Source organism: Dokdonia sp. Asnod2-E02 (genome assembly GCF_045063915.1).
Taxonomy (GTDB): Bacteria; Bacteroidota; Bacteroidia; order Flavobacteriales; family Flavobacteriaceae; genus Dokdonia.
The window spans coordinates 662900-684956 of record NZ_JBEFNX010000005.1; the positions used below are offsets into that span (position 1 = coordinate 662900).

The window sequence follows — 22057 nt, forward strand, 5'->3', positions numbered from 1 at the left end:
TGTTTTCATAAAGAATCTCAAATTACGTTTGAAAGCCAACTCATACTTGGCATATTTGAGAAAAAAAAAAGAATGAAAACAAAAAGAACAGCCACGGTACTTACCGTTATAGCGATTATAGCCATTGGGTATTTTGCGATACCTAAACTCATTGGACTAGAGCAAAGTGTAAAAGGTTTTTCTAATTTTGAGGAAGTTATAGGAATACCAAATGATCTTGCGAGATATATTACAGGTGTAGTAGAGATAATTACAGCAATACTTCTTGCACTCTCACTTACGGTTGCTAAAAGAGCAGAGACTACTCATATAGCAGGCTATTTGCTACTAAGTGGTACAATGGTAGGTGGCCTACTTACCGAATTTTTGATACGCCCAGAGCCAAAAATGATGCTCGTGTATATAGCAATTGTATTACTTGCGATAGCTATATATCAATTACTTAACACGCACACCTTAAAAGCACTTGATAATGAATAATCTTACTAATAAAGTCATCTTAATTACTGGTTCTTCAAAAGGGATAGGTAGTGCAACTGCACAACTACTTGCTCAACAAGGAGCACAAGTAGTGATAAACTATGCCTCTAGTGATGAAGATGCACAACACACACTAGATGCTATAAGAAACGAAGGTGGCAACGCCATAAAAATAAAAGCAGATGTAAGTGACACAGAGCAGGTAAAAGCTATGTTTAAGGAGGTTCTTACTGTTTATGGTAAACTTGATATGCTCATAAACTGTGCAGGCATTATGAAAAATAAGCCGTTTAATGAAGTTACTCAAGATGACTATACATCACAATATGATGTAAACGTACGAGGAATATTTAATACAATGCAGGAGGCCTTTAATCACTTACAAGATGACGGTAAGATTATAAATTTTTCCTCCAGCACCACTAAGATGATGTTACCATCATATGCAATCTATTCTTCTACAAAAGCGGCTATCGAGCAAATGTCTCGTGTAGTTAGCCAAGAGATAGGCAGAGGCATAACGGTAAATTGTATAGCTCCTGGCCCTACAGAGACAGACCTATTTTTAAAAGGTAAATCTCAAGAGTTTATAAAAGAGCTTGAAGGTAAATCACCCTTTAACAGACTTGCCCAGCCAGAGGATATCGCAAAGGTAGTACAGCTTATGGTAAGCGATAACTCACAATGGATCACTGGCCAAGTGATAAATGCAAACGGAGGTATTGTCTAGCAGGGATTAAAAATTACGCTTTCGCGAAAGCGTATATTACCTTACTTTTAGCATTCACACATAGACATCAACTTGTGCTTAAATACTGGAAGTCCTTATCATTTACCACCCGTTTTTCTATAATTGCCGCAATAGTCACCTGCGCACTAGGACTCTTGAGTATGGGAGCGCTAGGGGCTGCACTATATTATACGGTATCTTTTCTATTTACATCGTACCCAAGTTTTTCTAGCTGGACGGGAGACTGGGTCTGGCCAGCGGTTATAAGTGCTGGTATGTTCTGGTCGTTAGGCTTCATCTGGGCAGGACTGGCAGCTCACTTTGTAAAAAAAATCATCGCTTCTCCCCTATTACGTACCATTCTATATATCATAATATGCTGGTTATGGGCGGTGACGGTCTGGTACATTATACTCACTGTACATTTTTAGAGAAGGTATAATAGATGTATATAGTAGCTATAATGGGTAAGAAATTTGTCTTATCCTTTTTTACTATCTTAGAAGCTACTATAAATCAACCATTTTATGAAGAAAAAAGTACTCCTCTACGCATTAGGACTTATGACGTTGAGCCTCTCTGCTCAAAAGATGTCTGTAAACAAGAAGGCCGTAATTGCCTCTGTCGAAAAACACGAAAAAGAACTCATACGCATCTCAGACGAGATCTGGGCACTGGCAGAAACTGCCTTTGAAGAAACACAATCGGCTAAAATTCTAGCAGACTATGCAGAAAAACAAGGATTTACCGTAGAGCGCGGCGTTGCTGGTATGCCTACTGCCTTTGTTGCTACCTATGGATCTGGTAGCCCAGTGATAAGTGTACTAGGCGAGTTTGACGCATTACCAGGACTCTCTCAAAAAACAGAGCCTACTAAGAATCCGCTTAACGAGGGGCAGGCTGGTCACGGTTGTGGTCACAATATGTTTGGTGCGGCAAGCCTAGGGGCAGCAATTGCTATTAAAGAGCAAATAGAAGCAGGAAAAATAAAAGGAACTGTAAAATTTATGGGTACCCCATCTGAAGAAAAATTCTTTGGAAAAATATGGATGGTACGTGACGGCGTTTGGGACGGTGTAGATGTAAATGTATCGTGGCACCCAGCTGCCGAAATTAAGGCAGATGTACAAAGCTCACTTGCCCTTGTAGATTTTAAAATAGAATTTTTTGGTCAAGCAGCACACGCCAGCGCAGACCCTTGGAATGGTCGCTCTGCCTCTGATGCATTAGAACTTTATACAACAGGTATAAACTACTACCGTGAGCACGTAAAACCTACGGTACGTATGCACTACCACATACAAGATGGTGGACAAGTAGTAAACGTGGTTCCAGATTACTCTAGATTATGGATGCGCGTGCGTGACACAGAACGCAAAGGAATGATGCCAGTATACAAGCGCGTACAAGAAATGGCAGAAGGCGCAGCAATACTCGCAAATGTAGATTACAAAGTATCTCTCATTTCTGGTATTTATGAAGTGCTCGTAAACAGAACCGGTGGTGCAGCAATGCAAAAAAACCTAGAGCTGCTAGGCCCTATCACATACACTCCAGAAGAAATCGCCTTTGGTAAAAAGATACAAGAAGTAACAGGAAAACCACAAGTAGGTATGGATAGTGCTATCAAGCCACTTGAAGAAACTAGAGAAAACCCAGGTGGCGGAAGCACAGATGTAGGTGATGTAAGCTGGAATGTAGCAAACATTAATCTAGGTGTAACTACGGCTCCTAAGGATACACCGTGGCACTCGTGGGCAGTTGTAGCCTGTGGTGGTATGTCTATAGGACATAAAGGAATGACCTATGCCAGCAAGGCAATGGGTATGACAATGCTAGACCTTTTTGAAAACCCAAAACTTGTAGAAGAGGTAAAAGCAGAGTATAAAGAGCGCAAAGGCGATGCCGTTTATGAAGCTATTGTACCTCCAGGACCACCACCAGTAGATCAAGGGAAATAATATGAAAAATATACATATCAAAGCAGTAGCACTTGTTGCTACTGCTTTTTTTATCCAGAGTTGCAAGGAGCAAGCACTATCAGACACAAGTGAGGCTACAACACAACAAATAGAAGTGGCTATAGATCACTATGCAATAAATGTAAATGATCTAGAGAGAAGTGTTGATTTCTACCAAAAGATATTTGGCTTACAAGAAATAGAAGATGGCACAGAGCAACCCCACATACGCTGGTTTAGACTAGGCAGCACACAAGAGTTACACATTATCGAGGTAGATAGCCTAGATAAACGTATTCCAAAAGGAGTACACCTGGCGCTTGCTGTGCGGGATTTTGATCGCTTTCGCGAAAGCATTATAAACTACAATCTAGATTATTATGACTGGCCAGGTACTAAAAACGCAATATCAACACGCCCGGATAAGGTGAGACAATTATATATACAAGACCCAGACGGTTACTGGGTAGAAGTAAATGATGGTAACCAATTTTAACTAAAGCAAAAGCTATGGACACACGCGCACAGATGAAAGAAAATGCTATTAACTTTTACAAAATGGCTTATGAGGGCAATCCTAAAAAGGCTGTTGAGCTCTATGTAGGAGATGAGTATATACAGCACAATCCAGATGTGGCAAATGGCACACAAGGGTTTATAGATTACTTTGAAAGAATGCAGGCTGAGTATCCCCAAAAGTCAATTAACTTTGTACGTGCCATTGCCGAAGATGACCTCGTTGCCTTACACACACATCAAGTATGGCCGGGTAATGATCAATACATCACGATGGACTTTTTTAGATTTGACAACAATCTAAAAATTGTAGAACACTGGGACTCTATACAACAGGTGCCAGAAAAAAGTGCAAATCCTAATACGATGTATTAAGACTTCATAAGATCTATCTCTTTTAGGTTTTCTATGCGATTACGCTTTAAGAAAGCATCTATTGTTTCAAAATGCTCTATCACGCGCTTTTCTTTAAACTCAAATACTTTTTTTGATAAGCCTTGCAAGAAATCTCTATCGTGAGAGACAAGTATGAGGGTACCATCATAAGTTTGTAACGCCTCCTTAAGCACATCTTTTGATTTGATATCTAAGTGATTTGTAGGCTCATCTAGTATTAAGAGATTTACAGGCTCTAGTAATAGTTTTACCATCGCAAGACGGGTCTTTTCTCCTCCTGAGAGTACACTTACCTTTTTATCTATCGCATCACCAGAAAACATAAAACGCCCAAGGATATTTTTTATCTGTGTGCGCATATCTCCTTTTGCAACCTCATCTACCGTTTGGAAGATAGTGAGCTCTGGATCTAGTAGCGCTGCTTGATTTTGAGCAAAATACCCCACTTTTACGTTATGACCTAGTTCGCAGTCTCCTTCTACTTCTATCTCGCCCAGAATGGCTTTAATCATTGTAGATTTTCCCTCGCCATTTCTACCTACAAAACTCACCTTTTCGCCTCGAGCGATATCCATACTTGCGTTGCTAAAAACGGTATGATCATCATATTTTTTTGTGAGCTCTTTTACCTTTACCGGAAAGTCTCCAGAGCGTGGTGCCGGCGGAAATTTAAGTGCTAGCGCAGAGTTATCTACCTCATCTATCTCTATAATCTCAAGCTTCTCGAGCATACGTTCTCTAGATGAGACTTGATTTGTCTTACTGTAAGTTCCTTTAAACCTGTCTATAAAGGCCTGGTTATCTGCAATAAATTTTTGTTGCTCTTGGTACGCTTTTATTTGATGCGAGCGACGGTCTGCACGCAACTCAAGATAGTGAGAGTAGTTTGCTTTATAATCATATATACGCCCCATCGTAACCTCTATGGTACGGTTTGTAATATTATCTATAAACGCCTTATCGTGAGAGATCACAATAACGGCTTTTGCCTTGTTAAGTAAGAAATCTTCTAGCCAAATTACCGACTCAATATCTACGTGGTTAGTAGGCTCATCTAGTAGTATAAGATCAGGCTTTTTGAGTAAAATTTTGGCGAGCTCAATACGCATACGCCACCCTCCAGAAAACTCACTGGTAGGCCTATTAAAATCTGACCTTTTAAAGCCCAAACCTCTTAGCGCCTTCTCTACCTCTTCTTCTATATTTACCTCCTCAATGGCATAAAATTTCTCACCGATATCTGTCACCTTAGTAATGATATCCATATACTCTTGAGACTCATAATCTGTACGTGTCTCTAGCTCTTTATTGAGACGATCCATCTCTGCCTTCATATCTAGCACGGTAGAAAACGCCTTTGAAGCCTCCTCCATAACTGTACAATCATCATCTGTAAGGAGGTGTTGCGGTAGGTATGCAATGACAGCATCCTTAGGCGTACGCACGTTACCACGTGTGGCTTTCTGTACACCAGCAATAATCTTCATCATAGTAGACTTACCCGCACCATTTTTACCCATAAGGGCAATTTTGTCATTTTCATTTATGGTGAAAGAAACGTTACTAAAAAGCGTGTCGCCGCTAAACTCTACTGCAAGATTATCTACTGCTATCATTGTATTAATTTAAGTGTGCAAAAGTAATTAAATCAAGAGGTATGATGTAGATTTTTATTACGCTTTCGCGAAAGCGTAATTATCCCAAGAAGACTTCTAAAAGAAATAAGATAAATAGGACCGATAATTTATAACTGCAAGGTCGCCTCTTCATCCATAAACCAGTGCAGCTCGCCAGATTGAGGTGAGACTAGGCTTGCAGGGTAATCAAGAAAGTTATCTTCTTTATTAATAATTACCTTAACCTTTTCTTGTTTTGAAGCTCCCGTGACAAGAAATGCTACAGTCTTTGCATTGTTTATAATATCTCCTGTAATACTTACACGCTGCTGCCCAGACTCAGGGTGTGTGGCTACCTCACACCAGTTTTCTGAATCCCAAAGACCTATCTCGTGCGGAAATATAGATGCCGTATGCCCATCATCTCCCATTCCTAAAATCACGAGGTCAAATTGTGGCACCTCATTTTCAGAAGCTAGTGTTTGTTCTAGCTCTTTTGAGTAGCGCACCGCCTCTGCCTCTGGAATATTTTCACCTAGTATGCGGTGTATGTTTGCCTCTGGTAGTTGGATTTTAGAAAACAAGTGATCTACCGTCATTTTATAATTACTCTGCTCATCTGTAGGAAGCACGCAACGCTCATCACCCCAGTAAAAGTGGAATTTTGACCAGTCTGTTTCCTTATAATTAGCCGCGAGGTAATCAAAAACTATTTTTGGGGTACTTCCTCCAGAAAGGGCTACTGTAATAGACTTTTCATCACTTGCAAGGCCCATTAGAAATTTTGCAAAATCTTGAGCAACGTCGCTTTTAGTTTTTGATATATGTAGTTTCATCGTGTTTCTTTAGTTATTCTATAACGCAATATCCAGCATCGTCTGCGAGGTTCTCACAAGGGTTACGCCACATACTCTTTCCTTCTATAAGCTCATCTGCGTGTTGTGGTCCCCACACACCAGCAGAGTATCCATAAATCTTTGCATCACCTTTTTTCCAGTGATCTAAGATAGGGTCTGTAAATCTCCAGGCTGCCTCTACCTCATCTGCACGGGCATACAAGGTAGCGTCACCTTGCATTGCGTCTAGTAATAAACGTTCATAAGCCTCCATAATATGTGACTCGTCACCTAGGCTTTCATAATAAAAGTCTAGATTACCACGCTCTACTGCAAATCCTTGACCTGGTACTTTTACACCAAATTTTACTAAGATTCCCTCATCTGGCTGTATGCGTATAATGAGCTTGTTATCCTTGTTCATATCAGAATTTTTAAAAATCTGATGGTGTGGAGACTTAAAGTGTATCACCACTTCTGTAACCTTAGTAGGCATACGCTTTGCCGTACGCACATAAAATGGCACATCTGCCCATCTCCAGTTATCTACATAAAACTTGACAGCGGCATAGGTCTCTGTAGTACTATCTGGATCTACATCTACCTCTTCTCTGTATCCTTTTACTTTCTCTCCTTCTATTTCTGAGGCTAGATATTGACCGCGTATGGTATTTTCTTCCAGCACCTTTGGGTCAGTCATTAATCGTAGAGACTTAAGGGCTTTCATCTTTTCATTACGTATCTCCTCAGGATTTGCACTTAGTGGTGGCTCCATAACTATAAGTGCTACAAGCTGCAGTAAGTGACTCTGAAACATATCTCTAAGTGCTCCAGACTTGTCATAATAACCACCTCTAGACTCTACGCCTCCACTCTCTGCATTTGTAATCTCTACGTGGTGTATGTAATCACGATTCCATAAAGGTTCAAAAATACTGTTTGCAAATCGTGTGACGAGTATATTTTGAACGGTCTCTTTACCTAGGTAATGATCTATTCTATAAATCTGTGATTCTTTAAAATATCTGTGTAATCCCTCATTAAGTGACTTTGCAGTCTCAAGACTGTAACCAAATGGCTTCTCTACAATAAGGCGTTTCCACCCTAGACGCTCATCATTAAGACCCTTTGCTGTGAGATTTTTTGCAATAGCCTCAAATAAACTAGGCGGTGTAGATAGATAAAATATGATGTTATTATCACATTGATACGTCGTATTAAGATCTTGTACGCGCTCGTTAAGCTCTCTATAATCTACATCGTACTTTTTATGTAGGTCCTCATAAAACAGCTTTTCTGAAAATGCAGCTATAAACTCCTCACTATCATCAAGATACTTACTCTCTAATGCTACACGTTTTCTAAACTCCTCATCTGTCATAAAGCTACGCGCCACCCCTAGCACAGCAAAGTGCTCTGGTAAATGCTTGTCTTTGTAAAGCTTATATAATGCAGGAACTAATTTACGGGCAGTGAGGTCTCCCGATGCGCCAAAAATGACTAATAATTGATTCTCTGTCTTGCGCATAATGAGCTAGTTTTATTTAAGGTCAAAAGTATTGAAACTTTACACCATTCCCAACGGACTTTGACACCACTTACCCACAAAAAACCAATATTTTTCCACTATTTTTGATGTGCGATGCGTGGTGTATTGTAACAGACAAAATTTCGGCTACAAGGCGGTGTTGTTTTGTAGTAAAAGAAAGATCAATTATGGAAAATACTTATGATTTTGGCTTAGTAGGACTAGGCGTTATGGGACGTAACTTTATACTTAACGTTGCAGACAATGGTTTTACAGCAATGGGTAATGATCTTGATACAGAAAAGGTACAAGCACTCATAGATGAAGGCGGCAATGTAGATAAAGTAAATGCGACTGTAGAAGTTTCCGCTTTCGCGAAAGCGCTCTCATCACCACGTAAAATTATGCTATTAGTACCTGCCGGAAAAGTAGTAGACATCGTGATAGAAAGCCTCTTACCGCACTTGGATAAAGGTGATATCATTATAGATGGAGGAAACTCCTTCTTTACAGACACAGACCGAAGAGAAGCCTACCTTGCCGAAAAGGGAATACACTTTTTTGGCGCTGGTGTTTCTGGTGGTGCAAAAGGAGCTCGCAAAGGCCCAAGCATAATGCCTGGAGGATCAAAACCTGGCTATGCCGCCGTACAACCTATTTTTGAAGCAGTATCTGCCAAATATAATGGCGAACCTTGTGTGGCATACCTAGGACCAAAATCTGCCGGAAACTATGTGAAAATGGTACATAACGGTATTGAGTACGGACTTATGCAACTCACGTCTGAAATGTATGACGTGCTTAAAAAAGCTGGAAAACTAAGTAATCAAGAACTACACGAGACATATAAGTCTTGGAATGAGGGAAGACTACAATCTTTTCTGGTTGAAATAACCTCAGAAATTTTTGCCGAAAAAGACACCCTCACAGATGGTGACCTAGTAGATCAAATACTAGATAAAGCAAAGCAAAAAGGAACTGGAAAATGGACATCGCAAAACGCAATGGATCTAGGTATACCAGTACCCTCTATAGATATTGCCGTAAGTATGCGTGAGATTTCTGCACTTAAGGATGAACGCACAGTTGCAGACTCGCTTTATGACCGCCCAGAGGTTGCTACGATGGCAAAAGAAAAACTTACTGACCTTACAGAAAAAGCACTTTACTTCTCTTATATCATCACCTACGCACAAGGATTACACCAACTCGCAGATGCATCTAAGGAGTATGGTTATAACCTAGATATCGCGGTTATTGCAAAGATATGGCGTGCAGGATGTATCATAAGAGCAAAGCTACTGGCAGATATTACTGACGCCTTTACAGAAGATAGTGAGCTACCTAACCTGTTACTGTCACCATCATTTATTCCAAAAATTCAAGATACGGTAGATGCGGCAAGAGAGCTTGTAGCCTTTGGTGCTGTAAATGGGATACCCCTACCAGGTTTATCTAACTCACTCACGTATTTTGACGCATACACCTCAACACGACTACCACTTAATGTGATACAGGCGCAGCGAGATTATTTTGGATCACACACGTATGAGCGACTAGACCGTGAGGGTATTTTTCACACAGAGTGGGAGAAATAAACTAGTGACTTTTTAAAAATTTACTTCTAGCAGCGACTGCCTCATTTGTGTAGTCGCTAAAGACACCATCTACACCTGCTTCAAAAAAGCGTAGATACTCGTCTATATGATTAGTATCTTTCACCCACTTGGTATCTTCATTTCTAAAGGTGTAAGGATGCACCTCAAGATTGTGGCTATGAGCGAGCGCAACAAAGTTTGTTACTGGGGTTAATACACCCTCTGAGGTTACAGAGATAATAAAAGGTTTCCAAGGGCCTACAGCATCTGCATAGGTTGCCATAAACTCAACCCCTTCTTTTGATGTAAAAAACTGGTATGAGCGCTTATCTTTATTTTTTATAAAATCATATGGTTGACCTTCTGGGTCGTAGCTTCCATCTTCTTTTGTAAATAGTAGATTACCATCATTTTTAATACCAGCTGCGCCTAGTAGCTGTATGAGTTTTATATCACTTTTTGAACGCAAGTATTGCAGGGTTGCAACCTCAAAACATTGTACATAGATAGAGGACTCTTTGCTGTTATAACCTGCCTCATTAATCATTTTTAAAAAATGATCTTCCATAGGCAAGCCAAGCTCTTTATGATAGGTAGGATGTTTGAGTTCTGGGTAAACTCCTACGGGGTTTCCTGCTGTGGTTTTGTGCGCTTTCGCGAAAGCGAGAATCTCCTCAAAGGTAGGTATCTCAAAAAGGTCATCGTACTCGTGCGTTCTGTTTGCCCACGACTGTCTAGCTCGTAATGTTTTTAACTCTCCAAGGGTAAAATCAGACACAAACCAGTCTGTAACAGCAACGCCATCAAGGAGCTTTGTGGTCTTACGATTTGCATACTGTGGTAGTGTTGAGACATTTGTTGTAGTAGATATAAATGGCTCGTGACGGGCTATGAGCACACCATCTTTAGTCATCACAAGGTCTGGCTCAATATAATCTGCACCTAGTTGTACTGCCATTTTATATCCTTGCATTGTATGCTCTGGATAGATAGACTGTGCTCCTCTATGCGCTATGATTATGGGTTTATTTTTTGTCACGGGGTTTTCAACTTTTACTGTAATATACAGATCGTTTTAGAAATGACATTAACAAAAAAAGGCGCAAATTAAATTTGCGCCTTTGTTATATCTATAATAATCAGATTAATCTATTCTTGTAATCTTAGCTCCTATGGCTCTAAGACGCTCATCTATATTTTCATACCCACGATCTATTTGCTCGATATTATGAATGGTAGATGTTCCTTTTGCACTTAAGGCTGCTATAAGTAATGAGATACCAGCGCGTATATCTGGCGATGTCATTGTTGTTGCTTTAAGTGTAGACTGGAAATTGTGTCCTATTACGGTTGCACGGTGTGGATCACAAAGTATCACTTTTGCTCCCATATCTATAAGCTTATCTGTAAAGAAAAGACGGCTTTCAAACATCTTTTGGTGCACCATAAGTTCACCTTTTGCCTGTGTAGCCACAACGAGTATGATACTTAGTAAGTCTGGTGTAAAACCTGGCCAAGGCGCATCTGCAATGGTCATAAATGATCCATCTATATATGACTCAACCTCGTACCCATCTGTATGAGCAGGGATATAAATATCATCTCCTTTGCGCTCTAATGTGATACCTAGTTTTCTAAAGGTGTTAGGAATCACACCTAGATCATCCCAGCTCACGTTTTTGATTGTTATCTCACTTTTAGTCATCGCAGCAAGACCTATCCACGAGCCTATCTCAATCATATCTGGTAAAACGCGGTGATCGCAACCACCTAGTTTTTCTACTCCTTCTATAATTAACATATTAGAACCTATACCCTTTATATCTGCTCCCATACGTACCATCATCTTACAGAGTTGCTGTAAGTACGGTTCACAAGCGGCATTATAAATTGTAGTCGTTCCTTTTGCAAGCACAGCTGCCATTACAATGTTTGCAGTACCAGTAACCGAAGCTTCATCTAGTAACATATAGGCACCTGTGAGTCCTTCTGGAGCTTCTACTCCATAAAAACGCTCCTCACGGTTATAGCGAAATTTTGCTCCTAATTTTATAAACCCTTCAAAGTGCGTATCTAGACGACGGCGACCTATTTTATCTCCACCCGGACGAGGAATGTATCCTTTACCAAAACGTGCTAGTAAAGGCCCTACAATCATTATAGAACCACGTAGACCGCTTCCTTCTTTCTTAAATTTCTCGCTTTCTAGATAATCAAGATCTAGCTCATCTGCCTGAAAGGTAAAGACGCCTTTTTCTAACTTCTCAACCTTTACACCTAGATTTTGCAAGATCATAATGAGCTTGTTTACATCTATAATGTCTGGTACGTTACTGATGGTTACTTTTTCAGGAGTAAGCAGTACGCCACATAGTATCTGTAATGCTTCGTTTTTTGCTCCTTGTGGTTGAATATCACCTTTAAGCTGGTGACCGCCTTCTATCTGAAATGTTGCCATAGGTAGATTGAGGTATATTTTTTAATAACGCTTCTTACGGTTATTGTTTTTTGAATAATTTCTTTTCTTTACTGGGTTGTCTGCAGCTTTAGCCTTTTTATTAGCACGTATTAATCTATCAGAATCACGTAACTGCTCGTCACGTTCTTTAAGGTTAATCTCACCGTTACTAAGTTCAAAAAGGTGATCAAAGATTACATCATCCTCTACGGTGTCTTTGTTCCAGTTTAAGAAACACTTTTTCATATGATTTGCAATAGTCATTGCAAGCCCTTCACGCATCTCTCCTTTTTCCCAAGAGACCGCTACATCTATCATACGCTTTATGTTATTACCATAAAAACGATATTTGGGATGATTTTGTGGGTACTCTAGAGGTTCTGGACGCTCTGCAAGCTCTTCTCTAGATGGTTTTCCGTATGGAGACTCTACATCTAGTTTAAAATCAGACATTATAAATAACTGATCCCATAATTTATGTTGAAAATCTGGTACATCACGCAAGTGCGGTTGTAAATTACCCATCACCGCAATAATTGCTTTTGCAGTTTTGTTACGCTCTTCGGCGTCTTCCATTGCCGTCGCATCATTTACCATTTTTTGAATATGGCGCCCGTACTCGGGTATGATGAGATGGACTCTCTCCGTGTTGTACTCTAATTGATCTATCAATTGTAAAAAATTAAGTGAAGTTATCTTTTATGTAAAGACATCTGCAAAATACTAAAATTTGTATAAATGCTTACAGGTTTAATAAATTGATAACAGTTATTTGTTATAAGTACGCTTTCGCGAAAGCGTAATCACACCCTATAAAGAGATGACACCCTCTACCTCTGCCACTTCTTTATACTTTGCTATAACCGCGTCTGGGTTTTTCATACGCACGTTTATAGAAACGCTAGTGTACTTACCTGTGCGTGATGCATTTTTCTTTATGACGGCACCTAGATGATCAAAAATCTTAACGATTTGTGCTTCCTTTTCGGCGCTTGCTGGTACTATAAATTTATACAAATATGGTGCTGGCCACATTGAAGTGTCTGCTAACTGTGCTTTTAATTTTGTGTAAAATTCTTCTGTTTTCTTTCCTGAATCCATCTTCTTATTTTCTATTGCAAAGATACTGAAATCACATTCCCTGTAGTTTGCTTAATTTTGCTTTAAAGATTACCATTTTTATGCCAAAAAGAATACTCCTCATAGGTGGCCCTTCTACAGGAAAAACAACATTACTTAATCACTTAGAAAATCTAGGCTATGCCTGCCTAGAAGAAATATCACGACAAGTGATAAGCAATGCCCAAAAGGAGGGCATTGACCAGCTTTTTTTAGAGAAGCCATTACTCTTTTCTACCCTGTTAAGAGATGCACGTATCAAGCAATTTAAGGATGTAGAGGGTTTTAAAAATGATTTTGTTTTTATAGATCGCGGCATACCTGACACGGTGGCATATATGGACTTTGTAAATCAAGAATATCCAGAAGATTTTATTGAGGCTTGTAAGACACACACTTATGACCTTGTTTTTATATTACCTACTTGGGAAAAAATACACGTGATTGATCAAGAACGTTATGAAACCTTTGACCAAGCAAAGGAAATAGAAGAACATCTTGTACAGACATATAAACAGTATGGCTACTCACCTATACCTGTACCAACTGGTCCTGTAGAAGAGAGAGCGCAATTTATACTTAACACACTTACTTCTTGATAGATAAAGCAAAAGATATACTCACCACATACTGGGGTCATAGTAATTTTAGACCGCAACAAGCAGAGATTATAAAAAACGTTCTTGCTGGTGAGGATAGCATTGCTTTATTACCTACTGGCGGTGGTAAATCATTATGTTACCAGCTGCCCTCACTTCTATTAGATGGAATTACTATTGTAGTATCGCCACTCATAGCCTTGATGAAAGATCAAGTGATGGGGCTTCAAGAAAAAGGGATAAAAGCACTGTCTATTACAAGCGGCATAAGCTATGGAGAACTAGACACCTTACTTGATAATTGTATTTATGGCAATTACAAGCTTCTTTACCTATCACCAGAACGATTACAGCAAGAACTAGTGCAAGAACGCATAAAGCTTATGAATGTAAGCCTTATTGCGGTAGATGAGGCTCACTGTATCTCGCAATGGGGTCACGATTTTAGACCGGCATATAGAGATATTTCAAAACTTAGAGCTTTAAAACCTAACTGCCCCATTATTGCTCTCACCGCCACTGCTACAACTAAGGTACTTGAGGATATAACTACTTTACTAGATCTCAAACAACCACAATTATTTAAAACTTCATATCATAGAAAAAACCTCACATATAAAATACAACTTGCTACAGATAAGTTTTATGAGCTAGAAACCATACTAGCAAACACACAGCAAAGCGCTATTGTATATGTACGTAATAGAAAGGCAACACTTAATACAGCTCATTTTTTAAAGGGACGAGGCATCACAGCCACCTCATATCACGGGGGTATGTCTCGGGAGGAACGTCATAAACAATACTTAGCCTGGCGTACAAATAAAGTACAGGTAATGGTGGGTACAAGTGCCTTTGGTATGGGAATAGACAAAGCAGATGTAGATACCGTAGTGCACTTAGAAATTCCTGACAGTATAGAAAACTACTTTCAAGAAGCAGGAAGAGCAGGAAGGGCAGGTCAAGAATCTCAAGCCGTATTATTATATAATGAGAACGACGAGGTACGTCTAGAAAACCAGTTTCTTAAAGTAATACCAGACACTCATACGGTAAAAAAAACCTATAAACATCTAGTAAACTATTTTCAAATCTCATACGGAGAAGGACAAGATAGCTTACACCGCTTTAACTTTAGTGAGTTTTGTGGCGCATATAAATTGCACACCATTCTCACCTATAATGCGTTACAGGTATTAGATCGCAATAGCGTCATAAGTTTATCTCAAGAGTTTACAAAGAGAGCAACTATTAACTTTAAAGTAAATGACTTTGCACTCACCTATTACTTACTACGAAACAATCAACTAGACGATGTTGTAAAGGCTGTATTACGTACGTATGGAGCAGTCTTTGAACAGGTGACTAATATCAACTATAATATCATTGCAAATAAAGCTGGTAAAACCCTAGAGCAAGTACATCAAGTGCTTCTCACGCTAGACCAAGATGATATAATAGATTACGAGCATCAAAACTTTGACACGGCAATTACCTTTTTAGTCCCTAGAGAAGATGACCGTACTATTAATGTGATTGCTCCCTTTATAAAAACCCAAGAAAACTACAAGAAAAACCAAGTACAAGCCGTTAAAGACTATATAGCAAATGATACTACGTGTAGAGCTATACAGCTTATGCATTACTTTGACGAAGTGCTTGATGAGCCTTGTGGTAATTGTGATGTATGCAGAAACCGTACAGTTATAAAAACCAGAACATCTATAGATAATGCCATTATAGATTTACTTAAAGACGGTGCAAAAAGTTCACGAGAAATTGCACAACTAGCATACCCACAACAGACAATAATCAATTCTATTCGACTACTTTTGGAACAGAAAAAAATAGCCATTTTACCTAATAACACATACACCCTATTATGAGAGATTTACGCATAGTTTTTATGGGCACGCCAGAGTTTGCAGTGACCATCTTACACGGTTTACTAGACGAAGGATATAACGTAGTAGGTGTAATTACGGCACCAGATAGACCAGCAGGTAGAGGACAAAAAATACGAGAGAGCGATGTCAAGGCATTTGCAAAAGCGAGAAACCTCAACATCTTACAACCTACTAATCTTAAGAGCGAATCTTTTCTAGAAGAACTTGAAGCACTTAAGGCAAACCTTCAAATTGTGGTTGCCTTTAGAATGTTACCAGAAGCGGTATGGAAGATGCCTGCTTATGGCACATTTAACCTACACGCATCATTACTTCCTCAATATCGTGGTGCAGCGCCTATAAACTGGGCAATTATAAACGGTGAGACAGAAACAGGTGTAACTACATTTTTTATAGACGAAAAAATAGACACCGGAGAAATCATCTTACAAGAATCACTAGCTATAGATGATAAAGAAAATGCAGGTCACCTGCACGACCGTCTTATGATAGCTGGTAAAGAACTTGTAATTAAAACGGTTAAGGCAATTGAGCGAGATGATGTAAAGACACATATACAAGACTCATCAAAAGAATTAAAGACCGCTTACAAATTACATAGTGAGAATACGAGAATAAACTGGGACGCCCCACTTCAAGAAATCTACAATCACATAAGAGGGCTAAGCCCTTACCCTGCTGCTTATACCATACTAGAAAATGGTGGCAAGGAGCAACGCGTAAAAATTTATGGCGCTTTCGCCAAAGCAGATAAAGAGATGCTCATTCCCTCAGGAGCCGTAACGCAGGTAGATGATCATCTCGCCATTGCAACTCCAGAAGGATACATTTGTATCACAGAAATCCAGCTTTCTGGAAAGAAAAAGATGGCGGTAAAGGACCTACTTAATGGTTACAAGTTTGATAAAAATGCCAAAATGCGCTAAACCCCCATAACCATTGACGTTAAGAGAATTACAAAATACACCCCTCTTTATCAACAAATGGGCATACTTATTAACAAAAACCCCGATTTCCCTTGCTATAGCTTGCGTAAGCGAATAATCCGTATAAATTTGTTAGGGAATTAAACATACAGTTTAACCACAATTAATTAATTAACAAATTATATTATGAACAAATCAGAATTAATCGACGGAATGGCAGAGCACGCTGGTATCACTAAAGCTGCAGCAAAAAAAGCATTAGAATCTTTCTTAGGAGACGTTGAAGGTACTCTTAAAAAAGGAGGACGTGTTTCTCTAGTAGGTTTTGGATCTTGGTCTGTATCTAAGCGTAATGCTCGTGAAGGAAGAAATCCTCAAACTGGAAAAACTATCAAGATCGCTGCAAAAAATGTAGTAAAGTTTAAAGCTGGATCTGAGCTTGCATCTTCTGTAAACTAGTCGATTTTAAGTGTTATATAAAGAAAGGAAGCAGTAATGCTTCCTTTTTTTTATGCCCTATTTATAAATACTAGAACTATTATGGTTTATGTTACGCTTTCGCGAAAGCGTAAAAACTACATTTAAAAGTAACTCCCCATAAAGAATAGCAAGGCGAGTAAAAATGTAGACAACGCCACTTTCTTTAACTCTGGATCAAGCAAGGCGTGCTCCCTTGTATTTCTCACCGTAAGCATATGCTTAACCAGCGGTAAGAATGCTATGATAGATACATAGTCTAAAAGATCTGTTGCCCTCAAGGCTATAAAACTAACCCAGCAACAAATCGCTACTAGAAACAAGATGTTATGGTAACGCACAGCTCCCTTCTGCCCCAAAATAACGGCTAGGGTATTTTTACCCACACGAGTATCAGACACACGATCACGCATATTATTGAGATGTAATACCATTACAGAAAGTGCACCTATTGTTATAGCGGGTAATATATGTATGAACTGTATGTATTGTGTAAATAAAAAGAAAGAGCCCAGCACACCTACTAACCCAAAAAACAAAAAGACAAATACATCTCCTAATCCTTTATAACCATAAGCACTTCTACCTACGGTGTACTTTATTGCAGCTATAATGGCGGCTATACCTAATAAAAAGAATACGAGAGATAGTATAAATTGATCCTTCCCAAAAGCTGTATAAATAAGGCTTAGTACTATTACAATAGTGATAATCGAGGTGATAATAATAGCTTTTTTGAGGTGCGTTGCGGTGAGCAAGCCACTTTGCATTGCCCTTGCAGGCCCCACACGCTCATCATTATCAGTACCTTTTACACCGTCACCATAATCATTTGCATAGTTAGATAAGATTTGAAACCCCAGTGTAGCTAGTATAGCAAGGCCAAAGATGAGACCATTATAAGCATTTTCTTTTAACGCTAGGCCACCACCTACTAGTATACCGGCTATAGAGAGTGGTAAGGTACGAGGGCGAGCGGCACTAAGCCAGACTTTAAATGAAGGCATAAAATATTTTAAGTGCGTAAATGTACTATTTTCTTTAGGCATCTACTCGTCTCAACTTTCAAAAGGATTTACTAGATTAGCTACCATTAAAACACCCATCGTTATGAAACTAAAATATGCACTACTAAGCGCCTCTGTAATTCTTTTACTTATAGCTTGTAAAAAGGAAGAGACTACTGTTGCAACAGCCCCAGTAAAGGAGAAAGCACCTTTCTTTTGGGAAGCTTCAAATATGTACTTCCTCCTTACAGATCGTTTCTATAACGGAGACACATCAAATGATGTAAATTTTAATAGAACAGAAGAAACTGCCACTTTAAGAGGTTTTGAAGGAGGAGACATAAAAGGAATCACAAAAAAAATTAAAGAGGGTTACTTTACAGATTTAGGAATTAATGCTATCTGGTTTACTCCTGTTGTTGAGCAAGTACACGGCCCGGTAGATGAAGGTACAGGTGTTACTTATGGCTATCACGGGTACTGGACAAAAGACTGGACAGCTCTTGACCCAAACTTTGGGACAAAAGAAGACCTCAAAGAGCTTATAGAGACGGCACATACTAATGATATACGTATCGTTATGGATGTGGTTCTTAATCATACAGGACCGGTAACAGAGCAAGATCCTTTCTGGGGTACAGACTGGGCTAGAGAAAATCCTAACTGCGCTTTTAGCACCTATGAGAACACAACAGCTTGTAGCCTTGTAGAAAATCTACCAGATATCCTTACAGAAAGCTCAAAAGAAGTAACACTACCTCCCACGCTTATCGAAAAGTGGAAAAAAGAAGGACGCTATGAAGAAGAAATTGCAGAGCTAGATGCCTACTTTGTTTCAAATAATCTTAAAAAGACACCACGTAACTATATCATAAAATGGCTTACAGATTATATACGAGAGTATGGTGTAGATGCTTTTAGAGTAGACACGACAAAACACGTAGATGAAGAGTCTTGGGTGGTATTGCGTGCTCAAGCAGATAAAGCATTTGCAGATTTTAAGACCAACAACCCAGATCTAGTACTAGATGACACAGACTTTTTTATGTTTGGCGAAGTGTATAACTACTCTGTAGACGGTGGACTGGCTTATGATTTTGGCGATAAAAAGGTAAACTATTTCGAAAATGGATTTGATAACCTCATCAACTTTCAATTTAAGTATGATGCGCAGGGTAGCTATGAGTCCTTATTTAATAAATATGCTACCATAAAAGACTCACTATTTAAAGACAAGAGTTTTGTAAACTATGCAACCTCTCACGATGATGGGCAGCCATTTGACAAAGACCGCACTAAAACTATAGAAACTGGTACAAAACTCCTCCTCACAACAGGTATCTCACAAGTATATTATGGTGATGAGACGGCACGTGATCTTACTATAGAAGGTACTCAAGGTGATGCAACCCTAAGAAGCTTTATGAACTGGGGCACAATAGACACAGAGACTACTGGCGATGTGCTCTCTCACTGGCAAAAACTAGGTGTTTTTAGAAAGAATCATCCATCTGTGGGTGCTGGTACTCACGAGATGCTTAGCCAGGCTCCTTATGTCTTTAAAAGAGCATTTACAAAAGACAACTTTACAGATACAGTAGTCGTAGGTTTAGACCTAGCTGTGGGTAAAAAGGAAATTGAAGTGGGTAACGCTTTCGCGAAAGCGGAAAAACTTAGAGACGCATACTCAGGAAAAGAGGTTACCGCAATAAATGGAAAGGTATCAATAGACACGCCTTATAGTATAGTACTACTTGAAGTTGCTAGAGATTACTAATCTAGTGCTTGTAAAAAAGAAGCCACAACTTGGCTAATACCCATCTCAAGATCTGAGTTTGTAATACTAGACTGGGTTACGTCAAAGTTATCTTGAAATGATGGGAAGCTAAAACTCTCTACTACCTCACCTCCAAAACGTGGTGCCGTCTCTTTTATATAATTTAAAGCAGATGCTGCACCGCGAGCTCCTGGAGAGGTACTTACCACAAGAAGTTTTTTACCGGCTAGAAAATTACGGTCTGCACGTGAAAGCCAGTCAAATATGTTTTTAAAAAAGGCAGATACCATTCCGTTGTGTTCATTTACGGCTATTATGACACCATCTGCTTCGGCTATTTTATTCTTTATAATCTGCACATCCACAGGTATACCCCTCTCCTGCTCTAAATCTAGATTATACATAGGTATATCATAGGATAATAATGATAGTCTAGACGCCTTGTGAGAATGAATAGTAGTAACTATATAATCTAGCAACATCGTGTTTATAGATTTTGTACTGTTACTTCCTGATAATGCAATAATTGAGCTCATATTAAAATAAAAAAAGACCACCCGAAGATAGTCTTTTATTGATTGATGAATAAATAAAATTATTATTACAAGCTCAATGAAAGCGTAGCGATAATAGAGGTATTATCACGCTCTACGGTTACATCATTAACTAAACCTGTTGAATATAGTGGACTTGTGCGGTCTTGAGTAAAGTTATCATATGCAACGTCTACTTTAATATTTCCAAAATTATAACCTATACCCGCTGAGTAACCTGTTAACTCACTTACAGTTGTTTCATCTTTAAAAGGGCTGTCTTCATATCTGTAACCTGCTCTAAAACTCCACTCCTGAGCTCTTATCTCTCCTCCTAGCTTATAAGCATTAACCGGCTGAAGTAGATTATCTATAGCCGCATTTTGAGCATTAAAAAATGCATCATTATCTGGTCTAAAACTTAGTGTTGTGTAATCTTTATAAGAATAGTCAAAACTTATGAGGCCTTTCTTGCCAAATAGATATGCCGCACTACCTGTATATTTACCCGGTGACTTAATCTCATAGCTCTCATACACATTAGTTACTCTAGGGTTAACTACTGTGGTAAACACACCTGCATCATCTACAGCTGTGGTTGTGATTCTCTGAGTGGTTTCTTCATCTATTGTAGTCCAGGTAGGTGAATCGTAAGTTAGACCTAAACGAAGGTTTTCTGTCACTTTAGAGATTGCTCCTAGCTGGAAAGAAAAACCACTACCTATTGTTCTTAAATTGTTTTCAAATCTTACATCTGTAACATTTGTAAAACCTTGATCTGGCCCAGCATCATTAGACTCAAAAAGCACCGTAGATTGATTATAATCTAAAAAGTGAGAATTTAAGTTAAGACCTAAGTATAATTTATCATTATACTGTGCCCCTAGATTAAAAGAAGCTTTACCACTATAACCCTCAGAAGCAAATAAATATTCTTGCTCATAAGACTCTCCTACTGTATTTACAAAGTACTCCGTATTACCTGCATCATTTGTTACAGGGTCGAGAATAAATGATTGAAATCCTAATAAAGCCTGTTGCGCTCCAAAACCTTCAGTCTCTCCGAGAAATTGATATAAATCAGTCACAGACTCACCATCTAGTGTCTCCAGTAAATCAAGTGGTACTCCTTGTGCAAAATCTGAAAAATATGAAGATATTGAGTTTGTATTGGTACCTATGGCTCTGTATTGATTGTCTAGATTACCTATGCGATCGTAATTAAAGCCAAGAGTAAATTTATTCCATTTTGAGTTTCCAGCTCCATCTATAACAAAAACACCTCCAGCTTGATTGACAGAAAGATCAGAATCTGATGATGTAGTTCCATTTCCCAGAAATGTAGTACTATTATCTATATTATCGCTTGATAGCGAAAACGCTACAGTTCCTTTAGTAAAAACCGCGCTCGAGGCTGGATTATCACCTATAGCACTTAGATCACCTCCTAATGCTCCAAAGGCACCTCCCATTGCTCTATATCTTGCCGTACCAGTAGTATTTGATGTACTATAATTAAGTGCTTCTGTTATACTTTGGGCAAAAGTTGTTCCAGAGGCCGCAATGGCCACCATTAATAATAACTTTTTCATA

Annotated in this window: 22 protein-coding genes; 12 read left to right on the plus strand and 10 right to left on the minus strand. The window is 39.0% G+C overall.

From position 1 onward, the window contains the following. Positions 1 to 72: 72 nt before the first annotated feature. The 6 genes from ACJJVM_RS02915 to ACJJVM_RS02940 all read left to right on the plus strand — a co-directional run bounded on the left by ACJJVM_RS02915 (position 73) and on the right by ACJJVM_RS02940 (position 4062). A complete protein-coding gene (locus ACJJVM_RS02915) occupies positions 73 to 480 on the plus strand; it encodes a DoxX family protein (RefSeq protein ID WP_405210747.1) in 408 nt (135 codons plus the stop codon). Then, positions 473 to 1210 (plus strand): SDR family oxidoreductase, encoded by a 738-nt coding sequence (locus tag ACJJVM_RS02920; RefSeq protein ID WP_405210748.1) that lies wholly within the window; start codon positions 473 to 475, stop codon positions 1208 to 1210. Before ACJJVM_RS02915 ends, ACJJVM_RS02920 begins: the two co-directional genes overlap by 8 nt. Then, positions 1165 to 1641: a hypothetical protein gene (locus ACJJVM_RS02925; protein ID WP_405210749.1), complete on the plus strand. Its 477-nt coding sequence runs from the start codon at positions 1165 to 1167 to the stop codon at positions 1639 to 1641. The genes ACJJVM_RS02920 and ACJJVM_RS02925 overlap by 46 nt, the downstream gene beginning before the upstream one ends. Positions 1642 to 1737: 96 nt before the next feature. Further along, complete coding sequence (locus tag ACJJVM_RS02930; RefSeq protein ID WP_038600398.1) at positions 1738 to 3171, plus strand: amidohydrolase; 1434 nt, start codon at positions 1738 to 1740, stop codon at positions 3169 to 3171. Between the two features lies 1 nt (position 3172). Then, positions 3173 to 3667: a VOC family protein gene (locus ACJJVM_RS02935; RefSeq protein WP_405210750.1), complete on the plus strand. Its 495-nt coding sequence runs from the start codon at positions 3173 to 3175 to the stop codon at positions 3665 to 3667. 14 nt (positions 3668 to 3681) lie between these two features. Beyond that, positions 3682 to 4062 carry an ester cyclase gene (locus tag ACJJVM_RS02940; protein ID WP_405210751.1) on the plus strand — a complete coding sequence of 127 codons (381 nt, stop codon included), beginning with the start codon at positions 3682 to 3684 and terminating at the stop codon, positions 4060 to 4062. On the opposite strand, the gene ACJJVM_RS02945 is transcribed toward ACJJVM_RS02940, so the two are convergent. From ACJJVM_RS02945 to zwf, 3 genes are all read right to left on the minus strand, one after another. Beyond that, positions 4059 to 5699: an ABC-F family ATP-binding cassette domain-containing protein gene (locus ACJJVM_RS02945; protein ID WP_298354216.1), complete on the minus strand. Its 1641-nt coding sequence runs from the start codon at positions 5697 to 5699 to the stop codon at positions 4059 to 4061. The two genes, ACJJVM_RS02940 and ACJJVM_RS02945, sit on opposite strands and share 4 nt — an antisense overlap. 128 nt (positions 5700 to 5827) lie before the next feature. After that, the gene (gene pgl, locus ACJJVM_RS02950; protein WP_405210752.1) at positions 5828 to 6535 is read right to left on the minus strand and encodes a 6-phosphogluconolactonase; all 708 of its coding nucleotides are present in this window, start codon (positions 6533 to 6535) and stop codon (positions 5828 to 5830) included. Between the two features lie 13 nt (positions 6536 to 6548). After that, a complete protein-coding gene (gene zwf, locus ACJJVM_RS02955; protein WP_405210753.1) occupies positions 6549 to 8063 on the minus strand; it encodes a glucose-6-phosphate dehydrogenase in 1515 nt (504 codons plus the stop codon). 188 nt (positions 8064 to 8251) lie between these two features. Between zwf and gndA the strand changes: the two genes are divergently transcribed. After that, positions 8252 to 9661: an NADP-dependent phosphogluconate dehydrogenase gene (gene gndA / locus ACJJVM_RS02960; RefSeq protein ID WP_405210754.1), complete on the plus strand. Its 1410-nt coding sequence runs from the start codon at positions 8252 to 8254 to the stop codon at positions 9659 to 9661. 1 nt (position 9662) lies between these two features. On the opposite strand, the gene ACJJVM_RS02965 is transcribed toward gndA, so the two are convergent. From ACJJVM_RS02965 to ACJJVM_RS02980, 4 genes are all read right to left on the minus strand, one after another. After that, positions 9663 to 10700: a glycerophosphodiester phosphodiesterase gene (locus ACJJVM_RS02965; RefSeq protein ID WP_405210755.1), complete on the minus strand. Its 1038-nt coding sequence runs from the start codon at positions 10698 to 10700 to the stop codon at positions 9663 to 9665. A gap of 105 nt (positions 10701 to 10805) precedes the next feature. Next, a complete protein-coding gene (gene murA / locus ACJJVM_RS02970; RefSeq protein ID WP_038600381.1) occupies positions 10806 to 12119 on the minus strand; it encodes a UDP-N-acetylglucosamine 1-carboxyvinyltransferase in 1314 nt (437 codons plus the stop codon). A gap of 21 nt (positions 12120 to 12140) precedes the next feature. Continuing rightward, on the minus strand, positions 12141 to 12791 hold the full coding sequence (locus ACJJVM_RS02975) for a DUF4290 domain-containing protein (RefSeq protein WP_035328269.1): 651 nt from the start codon (positions 12789 to 12791) through the stop codon (positions 12141 to 12143). A 138-nt stretch (positions 12792 to 12929) separates the two neighbouring features. Further along, positions 12930 to 13220 carry a DUF493 family protein gene (locus ACJJVM_RS02980; protein ID WP_038600378.1) on the minus strand — a complete coding sequence of 97 codons (291 nt, stop codon included), beginning with the start codon at positions 13218 to 13220 and terminating at the stop codon, positions 12930 to 12932. An 80-nt stretch (positions 13221 to 13300) separates the two neighbouring features. On the opposite strand from ACJJVM_RS02980, the gene ACJJVM_RS02985 reads away from it, so the two are divergent. The 4 genes from ACJJVM_RS02985 (at position 13301) to ACJJVM_RS03000 (ending at position 17129) form a co-directional block, all read left to right on the plus strand. After that, a complete protein-coding gene (locus ACJJVM_RS02985; protein ID WP_405210756.1) occupies positions 13301 to 13837 on the plus strand; it encodes an AAA family ATPase in 537 nt (178 codons plus the stop codon). Continuing rightward, a complete protein-coding gene (locus ACJJVM_RS02990; RefSeq protein WP_405210757.1) occupies positions 13834 to 15723 on the plus strand; it encodes an ATP-dependent DNA helicase RecQ in 1890 nt (629 codons plus the stop codon). The genes ACJJVM_RS02985 and ACJJVM_RS02990 overlap by 4 nt, the downstream gene beginning before the upstream one ends. Beyond that, a complete protein-coding gene (gene fmt, locus ACJJVM_RS02995) occupies positions 15720 to 16670 on the plus strand; it encodes a methionyl-tRNA formyltransferase (protein WP_035328265.1) in 951 nt (316 codons plus the stop codon). The genes ACJJVM_RS02990 and fmt overlap by 4 nt, the downstream gene beginning before the upstream one ends. A gap of 186 nt (positions 16671 to 16856) precedes the next feature. After that, positions 16857 to 17129 carry an HU family DNA-binding protein gene (locus ACJJVM_RS03000; protein WP_038600373.1) on the plus strand — a complete coding sequence of 91 codons (273 nt, stop codon included), beginning with the start codon at positions 16857 to 16859 and terminating at the stop codon, positions 17127 to 17129. Positions 17130 to 17251: 122 nt separating this feature from the next. Here ACJJVM_RS03000 and menA read toward each other — a convergent pair whose 3' ends face one another. Continuing rightward, positions 17252 to 18154 (minus strand): 1,4-dihydroxy-2-naphthoate octaprenyltransferase, encoded by a 903-nt coding sequence (gene menA / locus ACJJVM_RS03005; RefSeq protein WP_405210758.1) that lies wholly within the window; start codon positions 18152 to 18154, stop codon positions 17252 to 17254. A 103-nt stretch (positions 18155 to 18257) separates the two neighbouring features. Between menA and ACJJVM_RS03010 the strand changes: the two genes are divergently transcribed. Further along, the gene (locus tag ACJJVM_RS03010) at positions 18258 to 19931 is read left to right on the plus strand and encodes an alpha-amylase family glycosyl hydrolase (protein ID WP_405210759.1); all 1674 of its coding nucleotides are present in this window, start codon (positions 18258 to 18260) and stop codon (positions 19929 to 19931) included. On the opposite strand, the gene ACJJVM_RS03015 is transcribed toward ACJJVM_RS03010, so the two are convergent. Then, entirely contained in the window at positions 19928 to 20467 is a 540-nt protein-coding gene (locus tag ACJJVM_RS03015; protein WP_405210760.1) for an NADPH-dependent FMN reductase, read from the minus strand. The two genes, ACJJVM_RS03010 and ACJJVM_RS03015, sit on opposite strands and share 4 nt — an antisense overlap. Before the next feature lie 65 nt (positions 20468 to 20532). After that, a complete protein-coding gene (locus ACJJVM_RS03020) occupies positions 20533 to 22056 on the minus strand; it encodes an OmpP1/FadL family transporter (RefSeq protein ID WP_405210761.1) in 1524 nt (507 codons plus the stop codon). Position 22057 lies beyond the last annotated feature (1 nt).

Excerpts from the sequence above, each read along its gene's own strand:
- ACJJVM_RS02915 (WP_405210747.1), top strand. The coding sequence starts at position 73 with ATGAAAACAAAAAGAACAGCCACGGTACTTACCGTTATAGCGATTATA.
- ACJJVM_RS02920 (WP_405210748.1), top strand. The coding sequence starts at position 473 with ATGAATAATCTTACTAATAAAGTCATCTTAATTACTGGTTCTTCAAAA.
- ACJJVM_RS02925 (WP_405210749.1), top strand. The coding sequence starts at position 1,165 with ATGGATCACTGGCCAAGTGATAAATGCAAACGGAGGTATTGTCTAGCA.
- ACJJVM_RS02930 (WP_038600398.1), top strand. The coding sequence starts at position 1,738 with ATGAAGAAAAAAGTACTCCTCTACGCATTAGGACTTATGACGTTGAGC.
- ACJJVM_RS02935 (WP_405210750.1), top strand. The coding sequence starts at position 3,173 with ATGAAAAATATACATATCAAAGCAGTAGCACTTGTTGCTACTGCTTTT.
- ACJJVM_RS02940 (WP_405210751.1), top strand. The coding sequence starts at position 3,682 with ATGGACACACGCGCACAGATGAAAGAAAATGCTATTAACTTTTACAAA.
- ACJJVM_RS02945 (WP_298354216.1), bottom strand. The coding sequence starts at position 5,699 with ATGATAGCAGTAGATAATCTTGCAGTAGAGTTTAGCGGCGACACGCTT.
- pgl (WP_405210752.1), bottom strand. The coding sequence starts at position 6,535 with ATGAAACTACATATATCAAAAACTAAAAGCGACGTTGCTCAAGATTTT.
- zwf (WP_405210753.1), bottom strand. The coding sequence starts at position 8,063 with ATGCGCAAGACAGAGAATCAATTATTAGTCATTTTTGGCGCATCGGGA.
- gndA (WP_405210754.1), top strand. The coding sequence starts at position 8,252 with ATGGAAAATACTTATGATTTTGGCTTAGTAGGACTAGGCGTTATGGGA.
- murA (WP_038600381.1), bottom strand. The coding sequence starts at position 12,119 with ATGGCAACATTTCAGATAGAAGGCGGTCACCAGCTTAAAGGTGATATT.
- ACJJVM_RS02980 (WP_038600378.1), bottom strand. The coding sequence starts at position 13,220 with ATGGATTCAGGAAAGAAAACAGAAGAATTTTACACAAAATTAAAAGCA.
- ACJJVM_RS02985 (WP_405210756.1), top strand. The coding sequence starts at position 13,301 with ATGCCAAAAAGAATACTCCTCATAGGTGGCCCTTCTACAGGAAAAACA.
- fmt (WP_035328265.1), top strand. The coding sequence starts at position 15,720 with ATGAGAGATTTACGCATAGTTTTTATGGGCACGCCAGAGTTTGCAGTG.
- ACJJVM_RS03000 (WP_038600373.1), top strand. The coding sequence starts at position 16,857 with ATGAACAAATCAGAATTAATCGACGGAATGGCAGAGCACGCTGGTATC.
- menA (WP_405210758.1), bottom strand. The coding sequence starts at position 18,154 with ATGCCTTCATTTAAAGTCTGGCTTAGTGCCGCTCGCCCTCGTACCTTA.
- ACJJVM_RS03010 (WP_405210759.1), top strand. The coding sequence starts at position 18,258 with ATGAAACTAAAATATGCACTACTAAGCGCCTCTGTAATTCTTTTACTT.
- ACJJVM_RS03015 (WP_405210760.1), bottom strand. The coding sequence starts at position 20,467 with ATGAGCTCAATTATTGCATTATCAGGAAGTAACAGTACAAAATCTATA.
- ACJJVM_RS03020 (WP_405210761.1), bottom strand. The coding sequence starts at position 22,056 with ATGAAAAAGTTATTATTAATGGTGGCCATTGCGGCCTCTGGAACAACT.